A 13,986-nucleotide genomic window follows, 5' to 3' on the forward strand; every position below is an offset into this window, starting at 1 on the left:
GTAATGTGCGTTCCACATCGCTGTGACCGGCATCACCCGGTCCGTCCGGAAGGAACACGCATGCGCTCACACACCTCTCCCGGCCTCCGCGCACGGCGGCTCGCTGCCGTCGCCCTGGCTGGAGCGCTGGTCGTCGGCCTCGGTGCCTGTGGCGGGGACGCGGACAGCTCGGAGGGCGCCCCCGCGGCTGCCGCCGGCGCCGACGGGGTCGACATCGAGGGTGTCGGGTCCGTCGAGGCCGACGACACGTTGACGAAGATGCTGCCCGCCGAGGTCGCGTCCGCCGAGAAGATCACGGTGGCCACGAACGCGCCGTACCCGCCCTTCATCGACTTCGTCGAGGAGGGCAACACCGAGGACTTCACCGGTCTGGACTACGACCTGCTCCAGGCGATCGCCGCACGCCTGGGCCTCGCCGCGCCGTTCGAGCAGCAGCCCTTCGACGGCCTCGTGCCGGGCCTGAAGGCCGGTAAGTCGGACGCCATCGTCGGTGGCATCACCGACAACTTCGAGCGTCAGGCGACCGCGACCTTCGTCGACTACACCGCCTCCGGCACCGGGATCCTGGTCGCCGGCGGCAACCCCGAGGGCATCGCCACCATGGACGACCTGTGCGGCCGGCCGGTGTCGGCGCAGAAGGGATCGAAGCAGGTCGACCTGCTCGCCGACTTCAGCAAGGAGACCTGCGGCTCGTCGCCCATCGAGGTGACGACGTTCCCGCAGAACACCGACGCGGTGCAGGCGCTGCTCGCCAACAAGGTGGACGCCGTCGTCGCCACCCAGGTCAACCTCGTGGACGAGGCGAAGAAGCTCAGCGGCAAGGCCGAGGTCGTCGAGGACCCGGACAACCCCAACGGCTACCAGGCGAGCCCCAACGGCATCGGCTTCGACAAGGCGGACGCCGACCTGGCGACCGCTGTCCAGGCCGCGCTCCAGTCGCTGATGGACGACGGCACCTACGCGAAGATCCTGGCGAAGTGGGAGATGGAGCCGATCGGCCTCGACAAGGCCACGATCGACGCCGCCATCGACTGACCCCGTGCTGCGCGGCCACCTCGCGCGCCGCCCGCCGACCTCCGGCGGTGCGACTGAGGTGGCCGCGCCCCGCGAGGCGACAGGACACGAGAGAAGGACCGCTGGGAGATGAGCACCATGACCACCACGCCACGAACCATCCGCAGCGATGGCGCGATGGGCGACGCGCGCGACCTGGAGGTCGTGCCGCTGCGCCACTGGGGACGTTGGGTGGCGGCGCTGCTGGTCGGCGTCTTCGCCGCCGCGTTCGCGGTCTCGCTGATGAACAACCCCAACCTGGAGTGGGCGACCGTCGGCGACTACCTCACGAAGGAGTTCGTCCTCAAGGGCGTCGCCGTCACCCTCATGCTCACCGCGGTCGCCATGGTGATCGGCACACTCGGAGGTGTCGGCATCGCGATCATGCGGCTGTCGGGCAACCCGGTCCTGCGGTGGTCGGCGTGGCTGTTCGTCTGGTTCTTCCGAGGGACGCCACTGCTCGTCCAGATCATCTTCTGGGGCTTCCTCGCAGCGCTCTACCAGCGGATCCAGCTCGGGATCCCCTTCACCGGCTGGCACCTGGTCGACGCCGACACCAACACCCTGGTGACCCCCATGGTCGCCGCGATCCTGGCGCTCGGCCTCAACGAGATGGCGTACGCCGCCGAGATCGTGCGCGGCGGCATCATCGCCGTGGACACCGGCCAGGACGACGCCGCGCGTGCCCTCGGCCTCACGGGAGCGCAGGCGATGCGGACGATCACGCTTCCCCAGGCCATGCGCGTCATCGTGCCGCCGATGGGCAACGAGACGGTCACGATGCTGAAGTCCACGGCTCTGGTCTCGGTGATCGGCGGCCACGACCTGCTCACCGCGGTCCAGAGCGTCTACGCACAGAACTTCAAGGTCATCCCCCTCCTCGTCGTGGCGGCCATCTGGTACCTCGCCATGACCAGCGTGCTCAGCCTGGGCCAGTACTTCCTCGAACGACGGTTCGGGCGCGGCTACGCGTCGAGCAGCAGGCCCGGGGTGGTGTCCCGGTGGCTCGGGAGCCGCGGAGTGGAAGGAGACGCACGGTGAGCGCCCAGCAGATCGAGGCCCTGGAGACGATGGTGCGCGCCCGCGGGGTGCGCAAGTCCTACGGCAGCACCGAGGTCCTCAAGGGGATCGACATCGACGTGATGTCAGGCGACGTCATGTGCATCATCGGCCCGTCCGGGTCGGGCAAGTCGACGTTCCTGCGCTGCATCAACCACCTCGAGACGATCGACGGCGGCTGGCTGGAGGTCAACGGGCACCTCGTCGGCTACCGCCGCAAGGGCGACAAGCTCCACGAGATGCGGCCGAGCGAGGTCGCTGCCCAGCGGCGCGACATCGGCATGGTCTTCCAGCGGTTCAACCTCTTCCCGCACATGACCGTGCTGCAGAACGTGTGTCACGCCCCCGTGCTGGTCCGCAAGGAGTCGAGGTCGTCGGCGCGGGCGCACGCCCGCGAGCTCCTCGACCGGGTGGGGCTCGCCGACAAGGCGGAGCGGTACCCGAGCCAGCTCTCCGGTGGGCAGCAGCAGCGCGTGGCCATCGCGCGCGCCCTCGCGATGCGGCCGCCGCTCATGCTCTTCGACGAGCCGACCTCCGCGCTCGACCCGGAGCTGGTCGGTGAGGTCCTCGACGTCATGAAGGGCCTGGCGCGCGACGGGATGACCATGGTGGTGGTGACCCACGAGATGGGCTTCGCCCGCGAGGTCGCGAGCTCGGTGGTCTTCATGGACGACGGCGTCGTCGTGGAGGCGGGCTCGCCGGACCAGGTCATCGGCGCCCCGCAGCACGCCCGTACCCGCGCCTTCCTGTCCAAAGTCCTCTGATGCCAGGACTCCACTCCGCGCTCCGTGAGGTCACGGAGCGCCGGTTCGACACGTACGTCGCCGAGCTCGCCGACCTGGTCGCGATCGACTCCGGGACCGATGACCACGCGGGCGTCGCCCGCGCTGCCGATCGGTTCGCCGGTCTGCTCGAGAGCAGGGGGTACGGCGTCGCGCGGCCGGCGGTCCGTGCCGGCGTGCCGCCGGTGGTCGGCACGCTCCGCGGGACCGGGACCGCTCGCCTGGTGCTGAGCGGGCACCTCGACACGGTCTTCGACGCCGGCACCGCGGCGGCGAGGCCGTTCGCGGTGGCCAACGGGCGGGCCAGTGGCCCCGGCGTGAGTGACGACAAGGGCGGGCTGCTCGCCGGTCTCTTCGCGCTCGACGCGCTGCGGGAGGTCGGCTTCGAGGACTTCGCCGAGATCACGCTGCTGGCGACCACGGACGAGGAGACCGGCTCCACCGCGGCACGCGACCTCATCGTCGAGGTCGCCGCCACGCACGACGTCGGGCTGTGTCTCGAGTGCGCACGGGAGGACGGCTCGCTCGTGATCGCCCGCGCTGGCGTCGCCGACGTCGTGCTGGAGGTCCGAGGACGCGCGGCGCACGCGGGGATCGAGCCGGAGCGGGGCGTGAACGCGGCGGTGGCCGCGTCGGCCCTCGCGGTCGAGATCCACGCCCTCAACGGTCGCTGGGACGACGTCACGGTCAACGTCGGTGTGATCTCCGGCGGCAGCAGGGCGAACGTCGTGCCGGACCGCGCCCGCCTGGTGGTGGACCTCCGCAGCCGGTCCTCCGAGCGCTTCGCCGCAGCGCTGGACGCGGTGGCGCAGATCGCGGCCCGTCCGCCGTACGGCGCTGCGGTGCAGCTGAGTGTCGAGAACGACGCCCCGCCATGGGAGGCCGATGCGCGATCCCGTGCCGTCGGTGCCCGGGCGGTGGCACTCGGCCGGGCGCTCGGGATGTCGCTGCAGCTCGTGGAGACCGGCGGCTCCGCCGACGCCAACCTGCTCGCCGCCGCAGGACTGCCGGTCCTCGACGGGCTCGGGCCGGTCGGCGGCGCCGATCACTCGGTGGACGAGTGGCTCGACCTGAGCACGGCGGTCGACCGGATCGCGCTGCTCGCCGTCCTGATCGCCGACCTGTCGAGCCCGGACGCCACCGCTGTGCGTGCGAGCCCGGCGCACGAGGCGACACCGCGCTAGGCAGGTCGCGATCGCAGGTTTGAGATCCTGGCGGTCTGGCGAAAAATAGCGACATGCCTGCTGGTATCGCCACGGTGGCGGTGCTGAGCCCGCACCCGGTGGTGGTCGAGGGACTCACCGCAATGCTGAGTCGTCACCACGACCGGGTCGAGGTGATCGACCTGCCCACCTCTTTCGATGAACGCGAGCCCGACGTCGTCCTCTACGACGTCGGGGCGCTCGCCGACGGCGACGGAGTCGACCTCGACGAGCTGGTGAAGAAGACGGCGAGCGTCGTCCTGGCTGTGGCGCAGGACCTGCGCCCCGACCTCCTCGGTCGCGCACTCTCACGCGGCGTCGACGGGTTCTTCCCGATCGACGTCAGCGAGGAGGAGCTGCTCACCGCGGTGGAGTCCGCGCTGACCGGGTGGCAGGCCGGCGACCCCGGACCCGACCCGGTCGTGGGGTCGAGCACCTCGGAGCAGCGGTCCCACCGGCTGGGCGCCGACGCCGGGCTCAGCGACCGGGAGCGCCGGGTGATCTCGCTGATCGCGCAAGGGCTCAGCAACGACGAGATCGCCACGCGGGAGTACATCACGGTCAACACCGTGAAGACCTACATCCGCACGGCGTACCGCAAGATCGGGGTCCACACCCGCGCCCAGGCTGTCGTCTGGGCGGTGCAGCACGGCGTGGACACCGACGCCGATCGGTGATGCCAGGCATACGCCGTCCGCTGGTTCTGTGAGGGACGCCGGCGCGCCAGACTCCCGGTGACGGAGCCACGAGCGGACGGAGCGCGGGTTGAGCGGGCGGCTGGACGGCAAGATCGCGCTGATCACCGGCGTCGGCGGCGGCATGGGGATCGCGGCGGCGCGGCGGTTCGCGGCCGAGGGTGCCCGGGTCGTCGGCTGCGACCTCGACGCCGCGGGGGCGGCCCGGACCGAGCAGCTCGTGCGCGCCGAGGGGGGCGAGATCGCCGTCATGGGCGGCGTCGACCTGGGCGACGCGGCGTCGGCCCGGGCGTGGGTCGACGCCGCGGTCGCGACGTACGGCGGCATCGACGTGCTCTACAACAACGCCTCGACCCAGCGGTTCGCGCCGATCGACGAGCTGCCGGTCGAGGACTGGGACTTCACGATGCGCAACGAGCTCGACCTCGTCTTCTACACCGTGAAGGCGGCGTGGCCGCACCTCAAGGCGGCGGGCGGCGGTTCGATCATCAACGTCGGGTCGATCGCCGCGATCCGCGGCGTGGAGTTCATGGCGCAGAACGCGCACAGCACCGCCAAGGGCGGCGTGATCGCGCTGACCCTGCAGCTGGTCGTCGAGGGCGGGCCGCACGGCATCCGGGCCAACGTGATCAGCCCCGGCCTGGTCGAGACGCCCAACACCGCGCGGATGCTGGCGGACCCACCGGAGCGGATGCGCCGCGTCGTGCTCGACCGGATCCCGCTCGGGCGGCACGGGCAGGCCGACGACGTCGTCAACGCCGCCGTCTTCCTCGCCTCCGACGAGTCGTCGTGGATCAGCGGCACCAACCTCGTCGTCGACGGCGGCGGGTCGGTGCTCGGCTGATGCGGGTCGCGACGCTCCGCCAGGGTCCGGCCGTCCTCTCCGACGCCGGCGCCCACCTGCTGCCGATGCCGGTCGGCGAGCTGGTCGGGCTCGGGCTCGACCGCGCGCTGGAGGTCGGCGCCGCGGCACTCGCCCGGCCGCCGGTCGGGTACGTCGAGGCCGACCTGCTGCTGCCGTACAAGCCGCCGTCGGTGCGCGACTTCGTGACGTTCGAGAGCCACGTCGAGGGGGTGCGGCGCAGCGTCGACAACGCCTCCGGCGTACCGGAGGCGTGGTACGACGCGCCGACGTTCTACTTCACCAACCCGCACGCGCTCTACGGTCCCGGTGCGCCGATCCGGCGGCCGGCCACCTGCCGGGCACTGGACTTCGAGCTCGAGGTCGGGGTGGTGCTCGGAGCCGGCGGCTCGGACCTGTCCGAGGCGGAGGCAGAGGCCGCGATCTTCGGCTACACGATCGTCAACGACTGGTCGGCTCGCGACCTCCAGTCCCGCGAGATGCAGGTCGGGCTCGGCCCGGCGAAGGGCAAGGACTTCGCCACGTCGGTCGGGCCCTGGATCGTGACCGCCGACGAGCTCCCGGCGCTGGACCTGGACTGCCGCGTGTCGGTCAACGGCGAGCCGGTCGGCCGGGACCGGCTGTCGAGCATGCACTGGACCTTCCCCGAGATGATCGCCTACGCCGCCCGCGACTCGGTCGTCGTCGCCGGCGACCTGCTCGCGTCCGGCACCACCGGCGGTGGGGGCTGCCTGGCCGAGCTCTGGGGCCGACGGGGGGAGCGGACCCCGCCGCCGCTGGAGCCGGGCGACGTCGTGACGATGGAGGTCGAGGGGATCGGCCGCCTCAGCGCGGCCGTCGCCTGATCGTCCACATGTCGGCGCGTCGCTGGGGCGACCGGCGTACCCGCCCCTAGTATCTCGACGTCGCGCGCCCGAACCGAGCGCGCAGCGCCCAGGTGCCGCAACGTCGTTGTCGGGTCACACGCCTCGGGCGCGAAGCGGGGTAGCTGCCTCCTCGGAAGGGGAAGCCCGACGGGGCAGCTACCTGCGCACTGCCGACCAGGGTGCGGTCTCGACGCGAGGAGGCACCGTGGACCAGCAGGACCTGCTCGGCCTCGTCGCGGGGTTCGTCCTCGCCACGGTGACGACGCCGGTGGGGGTCTCGGGCGCCGTCTTCCTGCTCCCGTTCCAGCTCTCCGTCCTGCACGTGCCGAGCCCGCGGGTCACGCCGACCAACCTGCTCTACAACGTCATCTCCGGTCCCGGGGGTCTGCTGCGCTACCGCCGCCGCAGCCAGGTCGACGGTGCGCTCGCGCTCCAGCTGGTGGCCGGCTCGGTCCCGGGCGTGGTGCTCGGCGCGGGGCTGCGCGTCTACGTCGTCGCCGACCCCGACGTGTTCCGCGTGCTCGCCGCGCTCGTGCTGGCCCCGGTCGGGATCTTCATCCTCCGCCGGCCGTCCCCCGGCTCGATCGGCCGCCGGCTCTCGCCGTGGACCGTCCGGGTGCTGGCGTTCGTGGTGGGCGTCGTCGGCGGCCTCTACGGCATCGGCGGTGGCTCGGTGCTGGGGCCGATCCTGGTCGGGACCGGCATGGCGGTGGCGACGGTCGCCCCGGTGGCCCTGCTCTCGACGTGGGTGACGTCGCTGGTCGGGGTGGCGACGTACGCCGTGATCTCGCTCGACGCGAGCGGGACGGTCTCGCCCGACTGGAGCCTCGGCATCGCCACCGGCTTGGGCGGCCTCGTGGGTGGCTGGGTCGGGGCCTCGCTGCAGCCGCGGATCCCGGAGCGGGCCTTACGCACCATGCTCGGCGTGCTGGCGATCGCGCTGGCCGTGCTCTACCTCGCCCAGGCGCTGGCCTAGCTCGGCAGCACGTCGGCGCGTCCCTCGACCAGATCGGCGGGCGCGGTGAGGCGCCAGGCCTCGAAGGTCAGCTCGGCGAGCTCGTCGCGCTCGACGCCCTCGAGGTGGACGACCACCCAGCCGTACCCGGCCGAGGTGAACTGCACCTCGAAGACGTCCGGTCGCTCGGCCACGAGCGCGAGCTGCTCGGCGATCGTCTGCTTGAGCCCGACGGTGCTGGTCGCCGGCCACAGGTAGCCGAACACGCGGCCGGACGCCTCGAACCGGCTCCACTTCTCCCGGTCGTGCTGGCTGACCTCGGGCAGCTGGGCGACCAGCTCGAGGAAGTCGGGGATCCGGCACGGCACGACCAGATCATGGCAAGAGCCGCCGACCTTCGTGCCAGGCCTCGACCAGCGACGGTCCGTACCAGGTGACCAGCCGGCCGCTGACCAGTCTCGTCGGAGTGCGGGCGAAGGCGTCCGGCCCGTCGGCGGCCGTGAAGACGTAGGGCTCGTCGGGCAGCAGGACCAGGTCGGCGCGTCCGTCATCCACGTCGGCGACGTCCACGTGGGGGTAGCGGTCGGGGTGGTCGGCGTAGACGTTCTCGAGGCCGAGCCGGCGCAGCAGGTCGCCGGTGAACGTGCGGCTGCCGACCACCATCCACGGGTCCCGCCAGATCGGCACCGCCACCCTCGCCGTCACCTCGGGGAGCTCGCCGGACCAGAGCCCGCGCGCCTCCGCGAGCCAGGCCGGCCGCTCCCAGCCGAGCACCTCGTCGAAGAGCTCGTCGTACGCCGCGAAGGCCTGGGGCACGGTCTCGATCTCGCAGACCCAGACGCTGATGCCCGCGTCCCGCAGTCGGCGTACGTCGATCTCGCGGTTCTCCTCCTTGTTGGCGATCACCACGTCCGGGGCGAGGTCGCGGATCGCGCGGAGGTCGGGGTTCTTGGTCCCGCGCACCCGACGGACGTCGAGGTCCGGCGGGTGCGTGCACCAGTCGGTCGCGCCGACCAGTGCCGCCGACCGCGCCGCCGCCAGCCCCTCGGTGATCGAGGGGACGAGGCTCACGACGCGGTCGGCGGGCACGCCCCCCACGTTATGGGCAGTTGTGTTGCCTCCGAGGAGCGGCGCGGGCGGTGGTTGATACCGGCGGGGGTGAGCCTCCCGGGGCCGGCTCGGACCCCACAGCACCGCTACACGTTGCGCCGGTACGCCCCGCCCACCTCGAAGAACGCCTCGGTGACCTGGCCGAGCGAGCAGACGCGGGCGGCGTCCATGAGGACGGCGAAGACGTTCTCGCCCGAGGTGGCGGCCTCCTTGAGGCGGGTCAGTGCGGCCTCGGCCTCGGACCGGTGCGCGGCCTGGAAAGCGTGGACGCGGTCGAGCTGCGACTTCTTCTCGGCCGAGGTGGCGCGGGCCAGCTCGACGTGGTCGGGCGTGCCGTCGTGGGCGTCGGGGTTGCGGAAGGTGTTGACGCCGATGATCGGCAGGGAGCCGTCGTGCTTGCGGTGCTCGTAGAGCATCGACTCGTCCTGGATGCGGCCGCGCTGGTAGCCGGTCTCCATCGCGCCGAGCACGCCGCCGCGTTCGGAGATGCGATCGAACTCGAGCAGCACCGCCTCCTCCACGAGGTCGGTGAGCTGGTCGATGATGAACGAGCCCTGCAGCGGGTTCTCGTTCATCGCCAGGCCCCACTCGCGGTTGATGATCATCTGGATCGCCAGTGCCCGGCGCACCGACTCCGCGGACGGCGTGGTCACGGCCTCGTCGTAGGCGTTGGTGTGCAGCGAGTTCGCGTTGTCGTAGATCGCGATCAGCGCCTGCAGGGTCGTGCGGATGTCGTTGAAGTCCATCTCCTGCGCGTGCAGGGACCGACCGGACGTCTGCACGTGGTACTTCAGCTTCTGCGAGCGCTCGTTGGCGCCGTACTTCTCCTTCATCGCGACCGCCCAGATGCGGCGGGCGACGCGGCCGATCACGGAGTACTCCGGGTCCATGCCGTTGGAGAAGAAGAAGGACAGGTTGGGGGCGAAGTCGTCGATGTCCATGCCGCGCGCGAGGTAGGACTCGACGTAGGTGAACCCGTTGGCGAGCGTGAACGCGAGCTGGCTGATGGGGTTCGCCCCGGCCTCGGCGATGTGGTAGCCCGAGATCGAGACCGAGTAGAAGTTGCGCACCCCCTGCTGGATGAACCACTCCTGGATGTCGGCCATGCAGCGCAGCGAGAACTCCGTGGAGAACAGGCAGGTGTTCTGCCCCTGGTCCTCCTTGAGGATGTCGGCCTGCACGGTGCCGCGCACGGTGCGCAGCGCCTCGGCCGGCTCGATGCCCTTCTCGCGCGCCTGGTCGATGACGGTGTTGAGGAAGAACGCGAGCACGGTCGGCGCCGGCCCGTTGATCGTCATCGACACGGAGGTGGTCGGCGCGAGCAGGTCGAAGCCGTCGTAGAGCTGCTTCATGTCGTCGAGCGTGGCCACGCTGACGCCGGACGTGCCGACCTTGCCGTAGATGTCGGGGCGCTCGTCTGGGTCGCGGCCGTAGAGCGTGACCGAGTCGAACGCCGTCGACAGGCGGGTCGCGGGCTGGCCCTCCGAGAGCAGCTTGAAGCGCCGGTTGGTGCGCGCGGGGTCGCCCTCGCCGGCGAACATCCGGGCGGGGTCCTCGCCCTCCCGCTTGAACGGGAAGACGCCGGCGGTGAAGGGGAAGCGGCCGGGCAGGTTCTCGCGGCGCCAGAACCTCACCAGCTCGCCGTGGTCGGCGTACGTCGGTACGGCGACCCGCGGGATCACGTTGCCCGAGAGCGACTCGCGCCCGGGCTTCGCGGCGTACTCGTCGACCACCGCAGGCCAGGCCGTGACCTGGTCGGTGACCTCGGCCGGCAGCTCCGCGCGCGCCGAGGAGAGCAGCGCGGCGACGTCGCCGCTGTCCGGCAGCTCGGCGGCGACGGCCGCCACCTGCTGCACGCGACGTGCCGCCGCGGCGAGCGCCTCGGTGGCGGCGTGGTAGTCGCGCACGGTCTGGGTGATCTCGGAGAGGTAGCGGACCCGCTCGGCGGGCAGCACCTGGGAGATGACCGTCGAGTGCCGCACGTCGACCGGGGCGAGCACCCCGTCGCTCAGCGGCAGGCCGCGCTCGGCCAGCAGGCCGCGCACGTACTGGTAGAGCGCGGTGACGCCGTCGTCGTTGAACGTCGCGGCCGAGGTGCCGAAGACCGGCATGTCCGACGGCTGCTTGCCGAAGGCCTCGCGGTTGCGGACCAGCTGGCGGCCGACGTCGCGCAGCGCGTCCATCGCGCCCCGGCGCTCGAACTTGTTGATCGCGACCGCGTCGGCGAAGTCGAGCATGTCGATCTTCTCCAGCTGCGACGCGGCGCCGAACTCCGGCGTCATCACGTAGAGCGAGGAGTCGACGAACGGCAGGATCCCCGCGTCGCCCTGGCCGATGCCGGGCGTCTCCACGACCACGAGGTCGAAGCCCGCCGCCTTCACGACCGTCAGCACGTCGTCGAGGTGCTCGGGCACCTCGTGGGCACCCCGGGTCGCCAGGGACCGGAAGAAGACCCGGTCGCCGTCGAGCGAGTTCATCCGGATCCGGTCGCCGAGCAGCGCGCCGCCGCCCTTGCGCCGGGTGGGGTCGACCGCGATGACCGCGATCCGCAGCTTGTCCTGCTGGTCGGTGCGGAAGCGGCGGACCAGCTCGTCGGTCAGGGAGGACTTGCCCGAGCCGCCGGTGCCGGTGATGCCGAGCACGGGCACGACGGCGCCGGCCCGCGCCGTACGCAGCCGGTCGAGCAGGTCGGCCGGCAGCTTGCCGGTCTCGGCGCCGGTGATCGCGCGGGCGATGGCGGACCGGTCGCCGCTGAGCACGTCGTCCGCGGTGACCGCGCGGGTCTCCCAGAGGTCGAAGTCGCAGTCGGCGACGACCGAGTTGACCATCCCGGGCAGGCCGAGCCGCTGGCCGTCCTCGGGGGAGAAGATCGTGACGCCGGACGCGCGCAGCCGCTCGATCTCGTCGTGGACGATCACGCCGCCACCGCCGCCGACGACCTTGATGTGGCCGGCGCCCTGGGCGCGCAGCAGCTCGACGAGGTACTCGAAGTACTCCACGTGGCCGCCCTGGTAGGACGAGACCGCGACGCCCTGCACGTCCTCCTCGATCGCCGCGTCGACGACCTCCTGGACGGACCGGTTGTGCCCGAGGTGCACGACCTCGCAGCCCTGCGACTGGAAGATCCGCCGCATGATGTTGATCGAGGCGTCGTGGCCGTCGAACAGGCTGGCCGCGGTGACCAGGCGGACAGGTGACGTGGGCGTGTGCAGCTCGGGCATGCGGTACCTCGGCAAACTAGTTGGACGTCCTAGTAATCGATAGTAGGACATCCAACTAGTTCCGCCTATCCGGCCGTCGGACACACTGGCGAGGTGCCCCAGCCGCGCCTCGTGACGACCTCGGCGCCCCGCGCGCCCGAGGCCGTCGTGCTCGCGCTCCACGGCGGCGCCGCGCGGGCCGGTGGCGCGGCGGTCAGCCCGGCCCAGCTGTCCGTGCTCCGGATGGTCCCGGTCGCCCGCCGCATCGCCCGCGCCGGGCGCGGCCGGCTCGCCGTGCACCGCCTGCTGAACTCCTACCGCGGCTGGAACGCCACCCACACGCCGGTCGACGACGTCCGCTGGGCGCTCGCCGAGGTCCGGGAGAGGTACGGCGACCTGCCGGTCGCGCTCGCGGGGCACTCGCTCGGTGGCCGTGCCGCGCTGCTCGCCGGCGGCGAGCCCGGCGTCCACGCCGTCGTCGCGCTCAACCCGTGGGTCTACCCGACGGACCGCGCGGACCTGTCCGGCCGCCGGGTCCTCGTCGTGCACGGCACCGAGGACCGGGTCGCGGACCTGGGCCGGGCGGAGGCCGTGGTCGCGGCGATCGGCCGGACGACCGACGTGCGGTTCGTCCGGGTCGAGGGCGGCGACCACGCGATGCTCCGCCGGGGCGGGGAGTTCGAGCGCCTGGCGGCGGACTTCTGCCTCAGTGCCCTGTCACGTCCAGGACGCTGACCAGCCGCTGCAGCCGCCTGGCCAGCAGCTCGACCTTCGCATCGGGGTCGCGCAGGCCGAGCACCACGCTCACGGTGCCGTCGGCGCCGGACCGGTAGTCGAAGCTGGCGACGTCGTGGTGCCCGAGCTGCGCGGCGATGCGGGTGAGCAGGGCGTTGCCGTCGAGCGCGGTCAGGTGCAGGGTGCCGGGCATGTCGCGTCCTCCGGGGTGTCGGGACAAACAAAAAACCTCCCGGGGTACGGGAGGTTTGCGCGTCGACGGTGGTCGGCGCGCGGCTAGGTAATGACAGCGATGACGTGGGTGGTCACGCCGCCACTATCGCAGGTCCGGGGGTCCGGGCGCGGGCCATCCCACGGATCGATGATCGAACATGTGTTCGATACGATCAGCGGATGCGGGCGGGGGACGGCACAGGGCAGCGGGGGCACGTCGCCCCGCGCCACGTGTGGGTCCGCTACGGCTCCCTGGCCTCGCCCGGCGTGCTGCTCGACTGGCGCAAGCGCGGCGACCAGTGGGAGGCCTACGTCGCCTACGCGACCGGCGGCGGCACCAGCTCGGTCACGGTCACCGTGCAGTGGGTGCCGTCGGCGCACGTGAAGCCGATGGAGTAGTCAGACGAGGGGGCGACCCCGGCGCAGCCGGCGGCGCAGGTCGGCGAGCAGCACGTTGAACGGGAAGATCCGCACGGCGGCCGGCAGCGCGCGCTCGACCCGCCCGGCGCGCCGCAGCATCCGGTCGAAGCGGGCCTGCCGCTCGGCGTCCCAGGCCAGGCCCATCGCCTCGCGGAGCTCCGGCGGCAGGAAGCCGGTCGTCACGAAGACGTTGCGCTCGCCCAGCCGCCGCAGCGGCCGCGGGAGGTTGTCGCCGCGGGTCAGCCGCATCAGGTAGTCGCGGACCGGCGGATCGATCCGCACCCGCGACAGCCCCTCCTTCCAGTACGTCTCGAAGGCCGCCCGGTCGGCCGGCCACGCGTCGGCCGGCACCTGGAGCGTCGTACCGAACCGCGCGCAGTAGGCGTAGAGCGCGTCGGCCTCGGCCTCGCTGACCGGGCGCTGCAGCTTGGCGCCGACGTCGACGGTGCCGTAGTAGAGGCAGGCCGCGACCCACAGCTGGAGCTCGGGGTCCAGAGCCCGGTAGGTCACCGGCTCGTCCGGCGCCGACACCACTCGGGCGTGCTGGCCGGTGACCGCGCGCCGGTACGCCGTGCGCTCGGCGTCGGTGCCAAGCATCGCCACGGCGAGGTAGGTGAAGGTCGTCCGCGCCCGCTTGACCGGGTGGAGCATCGCCGAGCCCTCGGGCACGCGGCTGTTCATCACGCCGTAGCCGACCTCGGGCCGGCTCAGCTGGAGGATCACGTTGGCCGGCCCCGCGAGCTGGGCGCCGATCCCGGACAGGTGCCGCCGGATGTCGAACCCGGGTGGCACGGGCACGTCGCGGTCGGCCATCCGCACAGCCTAGGGTTCCGG

The 13,986-nt window shown here is 72.1% G+C and carries 15 protein-coding genes; 10 read left to right on the forward strand and 5 right to left on the reverse strand.

The features are described 5' to 3' along the window. The first annotated feature begins 60 nt into the window (after positions 1 to 60). The 8 genes from HZF07_RS17305 (at position 61) to HZF07_RS17340 (ending at position 7,495) form a co-directional block, all read left to right on the forward strand. A complete protein-coding gene (locus tag HZF07_RS17305; protein ID WP_157343353.1) occupies positions 61 to 1,035 on the forward strand; it encodes an ABC transporter substrate-binding protein in 975 nt (324 codons plus the stop codon). A gap of 108 nt (positions 1,036 to 1,143) precedes the next feature. Then, entirely contained in the window at positions 1,144 to 2,094 is a 951-nt protein-coding gene (locus tag HZF07_RS17310) for an amino acid ABC transporter permease (protein WP_232523065.1), read from the forward strand. Positions 2,095 to 2,123: 29 nt separating this feature from the next. Then, positions 2,124 to 2,876, forward strand: coding sequence for an amino acid ABC transporter ATP-binding protein (locus tag HZF07_RS17315; RefSeq protein WP_157345569.1), 753 nt, complete (start codon positions 2,124 to 2,126; stop codon positions 2,874 to 2,876). Continuing rightward, positions 2,876 to 4,078 carry a M20/M25/M40 family metallo-hydrolase gene (locus HZF07_RS17320; RefSeq protein ID WP_157343355.1) on the forward strand — a complete coding sequence of 401 codons (1,203 nt, stop codon included), beginning with the start codon at positions 2,876 to 2,878 and terminating at the stop codon, positions 4,076 to 4,078. The genes HZF07_RS17315 and HZF07_RS17320 overlap by 1 nt, the downstream gene beginning before the upstream one ends. A 53-nt stretch (positions 4,079 to 4,131) precedes the next feature. Beyond that, on the forward strand, positions 4,132 to 4,773 hold the full coding sequence (locus HZF07_RS17325) for a response regulator transcription factor (protein WP_157343357.1): 642 nt from the start codon (positions 4,132 to 4,134) through the stop codon (positions 4,771 to 4,773). An 88-nt stretch (positions 4,774 to 4,861) separates the two neighbouring features. Further along, entirely contained in the window at positions 4,862 to 5,635 is a 774-nt protein-coding gene (locus tag HZF07_RS17330; protein ID WP_157343359.1) for an SDR family NAD(P)-dependent oxidoreductase, read from the forward strand. Then, positions 5,635 to 6,498: a fumarylacetoacetate hydrolase family protein gene (locus HZF07_RS17335; RefSeq protein ID WP_157343361.1), complete on the forward strand. Its 864-nt coding sequence runs from the start codon at positions 5,635 to 5,637 to the stop codon at positions 6,496 to 6,498. Before HZF07_RS17330 ends, HZF07_RS17335 begins: the two co-directional genes overlap by 1 nt. Before the next feature lie 226 nt (positions 6,499 to 6,724). After that, positions 6,725 to 7,495: a sulfite exporter TauE/SafE family protein gene (locus HZF07_RS17340; RefSeq protein WP_181645315.1), complete on the forward strand. Its 771-nt coding sequence runs from the start codon at positions 6,725 to 6,727 to the stop codon at positions 7,493 to 7,495. Here the strand turns inward: HZF07_RS17340 and HZF07_RS17345 are convergent. From HZF07_RS17345 to icmF, 3 genes are all read right to left on the reverse strand, one after another. Then, the gene (locus HZF07_RS17345; protein WP_309504816.1) at positions 7,492 to 7,842 is read right to left on the reverse strand and encodes an MmcQ/YjbR family DNA-binding protein; all 351 of its coding nucleotides are present in this window, start codon (positions 7,840 to 7,842) and stop codon (positions 7,492 to 7,494) included. The two genes, HZF07_RS17340 and HZF07_RS17345, sit on opposite strands and share 4 nt — an antisense overlap. A gap of 7 nt (positions 7,843 to 7,849) precedes the next feature. Further along, positions 7,850 to 8,563 carry a helical backbone metal receptor gene (locus HZF07_RS17350; protein ID WP_309504817.1) on the reverse strand — a complete coding sequence of 238 codons (714 nt, stop codon included), beginning with the start codon at positions 8,561 to 8,563 and terminating at the stop codon, positions 7,850 to 7,852. A 107-nt stretch (positions 8,564 to 8,670) separates the two neighbouring features. After that, a complete protein-coding gene (gene icmF, locus HZF07_RS17355; RefSeq protein WP_157343363.1) occupies positions 8,671 to 11,805 on the reverse strand; it encodes a fused isobutyryl-CoA mutase/GTPase IcmF in 3,135 nt (1,044 codons plus the stop codon). A gap of 93 nt (positions 11,806 to 11,898) precedes the next feature. On the opposite strand from icmF, the gene HZF07_RS17360 reads away from it, so the two are divergent. Further along, complete coding sequence (locus HZF07_RS17360; protein WP_181645317.1) at positions 11,899 to 12,519, forward strand: alpha/beta hydrolase; 621 nt, start codon at positions 11,899 to 11,901, stop codon at positions 12,517 to 12,519. Here the strand turns inward: HZF07_RS17360 and HZF07_RS17365 are convergent. Further along, positions 12,491 to 12,712, reverse strand: coding sequence for a hypothetical protein (locus tag HZF07_RS17365; protein ID WP_157343365.1), 222 nt, complete (start codon positions 12,710 to 12,712; stop codon positions 12,491 to 12,493). The two genes, HZF07_RS17360 and HZF07_RS17365, sit on opposite strands and share 29 nt — an antisense overlap. Positions 12,713 to 12,912: 200 nt before the next feature. Between HZF07_RS17365 and HZF07_RS17370 the strand changes: the two genes are divergently transcribed. Then, positions 12,913 to 13,131, forward strand: a complete 219-nt coding sequence (locus HZF07_RS17370; protein WP_157343367.1) for a hypothetical protein — start codon at positions 12,913 to 12,915, stop codon at positions 13,129 to 13,131. Here HZF07_RS17370 and HZF07_RS17375 read toward each other — a convergent pair whose 3' ends face one another. Then, complete coding sequence (locus HZF07_RS17375; protein WP_157343369.1) at positions 13,132 to 13,965, reverse strand: oxygenase MpaB family protein; 834 nt, start codon at positions 13,963 to 13,965, stop codon at positions 13,132 to 13,134. Positions 13,966 to 13,986 lie beyond the last annotated feature (21 nt).

It is taken from the genome of Nocardioides agri (assembly GCF_013778305.1).
Taxonomy (GTDB): Bacteria; Actinomycetota; Actinomycetes; order Propionibacteriales; family Nocardioidaceae; genus Nocardioides; species Nocardioides agri.

Bases quoted from the DNA above. Each gene is read 5' to 3' on its own strand.
- HZF07_RS17310 (WP_232523065.1), top strand. From the start codon at position 1,144: ATGAGCACCATGACCACCACGCCACGAACCATCCGCAGCGATGGCGCG.
- HZF07_RS17365 (WP_157343365.1), bottom strand. From the start codon at position 12,712: ATGCCCGGCACCCTGCACCTGACCGCGCTCGACGGCAACGCCCTGCTC.
- HZF07_RS17335 (WP_157343361.1), top strand. From the start codon at position 5,635: ATGCGGGTCGCGACGCTCCGCCAGGGTCCGGCCGTCCTCTCCGACGCC.
- HZF07_RS17375 (WP_157343369.1), bottom strand. From the start codon at position 13,965: ATGGCCGACCGCGACGTGCCCGTGCCACCCGGGTTCGACATCCGGCGG.
- HZF07_RS17315 (WP_157345569.1), top strand. From the start codon at position 2,124: ATGGTGCGCGCCCGCGGGGTGCGCAAGTCCTACGGCAGCACCGAGGTC.
- HZF07_RS17305 (WP_157343353.1), top strand. From the start codon at position 61: ATGCGCTCACACACCTCTCCCGGCCTCCGCGCACGGCGGCTCGCTGCC.
- HZF07_RS17325 (WP_157343357.1), top strand. From the start codon at position 4,132: ATGCCTGCTGGTATCGCCACGGTGGCGGTGCTGAGCCCGCACCCGGTG.
- icmF (WP_157343363.1), bottom strand. From the start codon at position 11,805: ATGCCCGAGCTGCACACGCCCACGTCACCTGTCCGCCTGGTCACCGCG.
- HZF07_RS17370 (WP_157343367.1), top strand. From the start codon at position 12,913: ATGCGGGCGGGGGACGGCACAGGGCAGCGGGGGCACGTCGCCCCGCGC.
- HZF07_RS17320 (WP_157343355.1), top strand. From the start codon at position 2,876: ATGCCAGGACTCCACTCCGCGCTCCGTGAGGTCACGGAGCGCCGGTTC.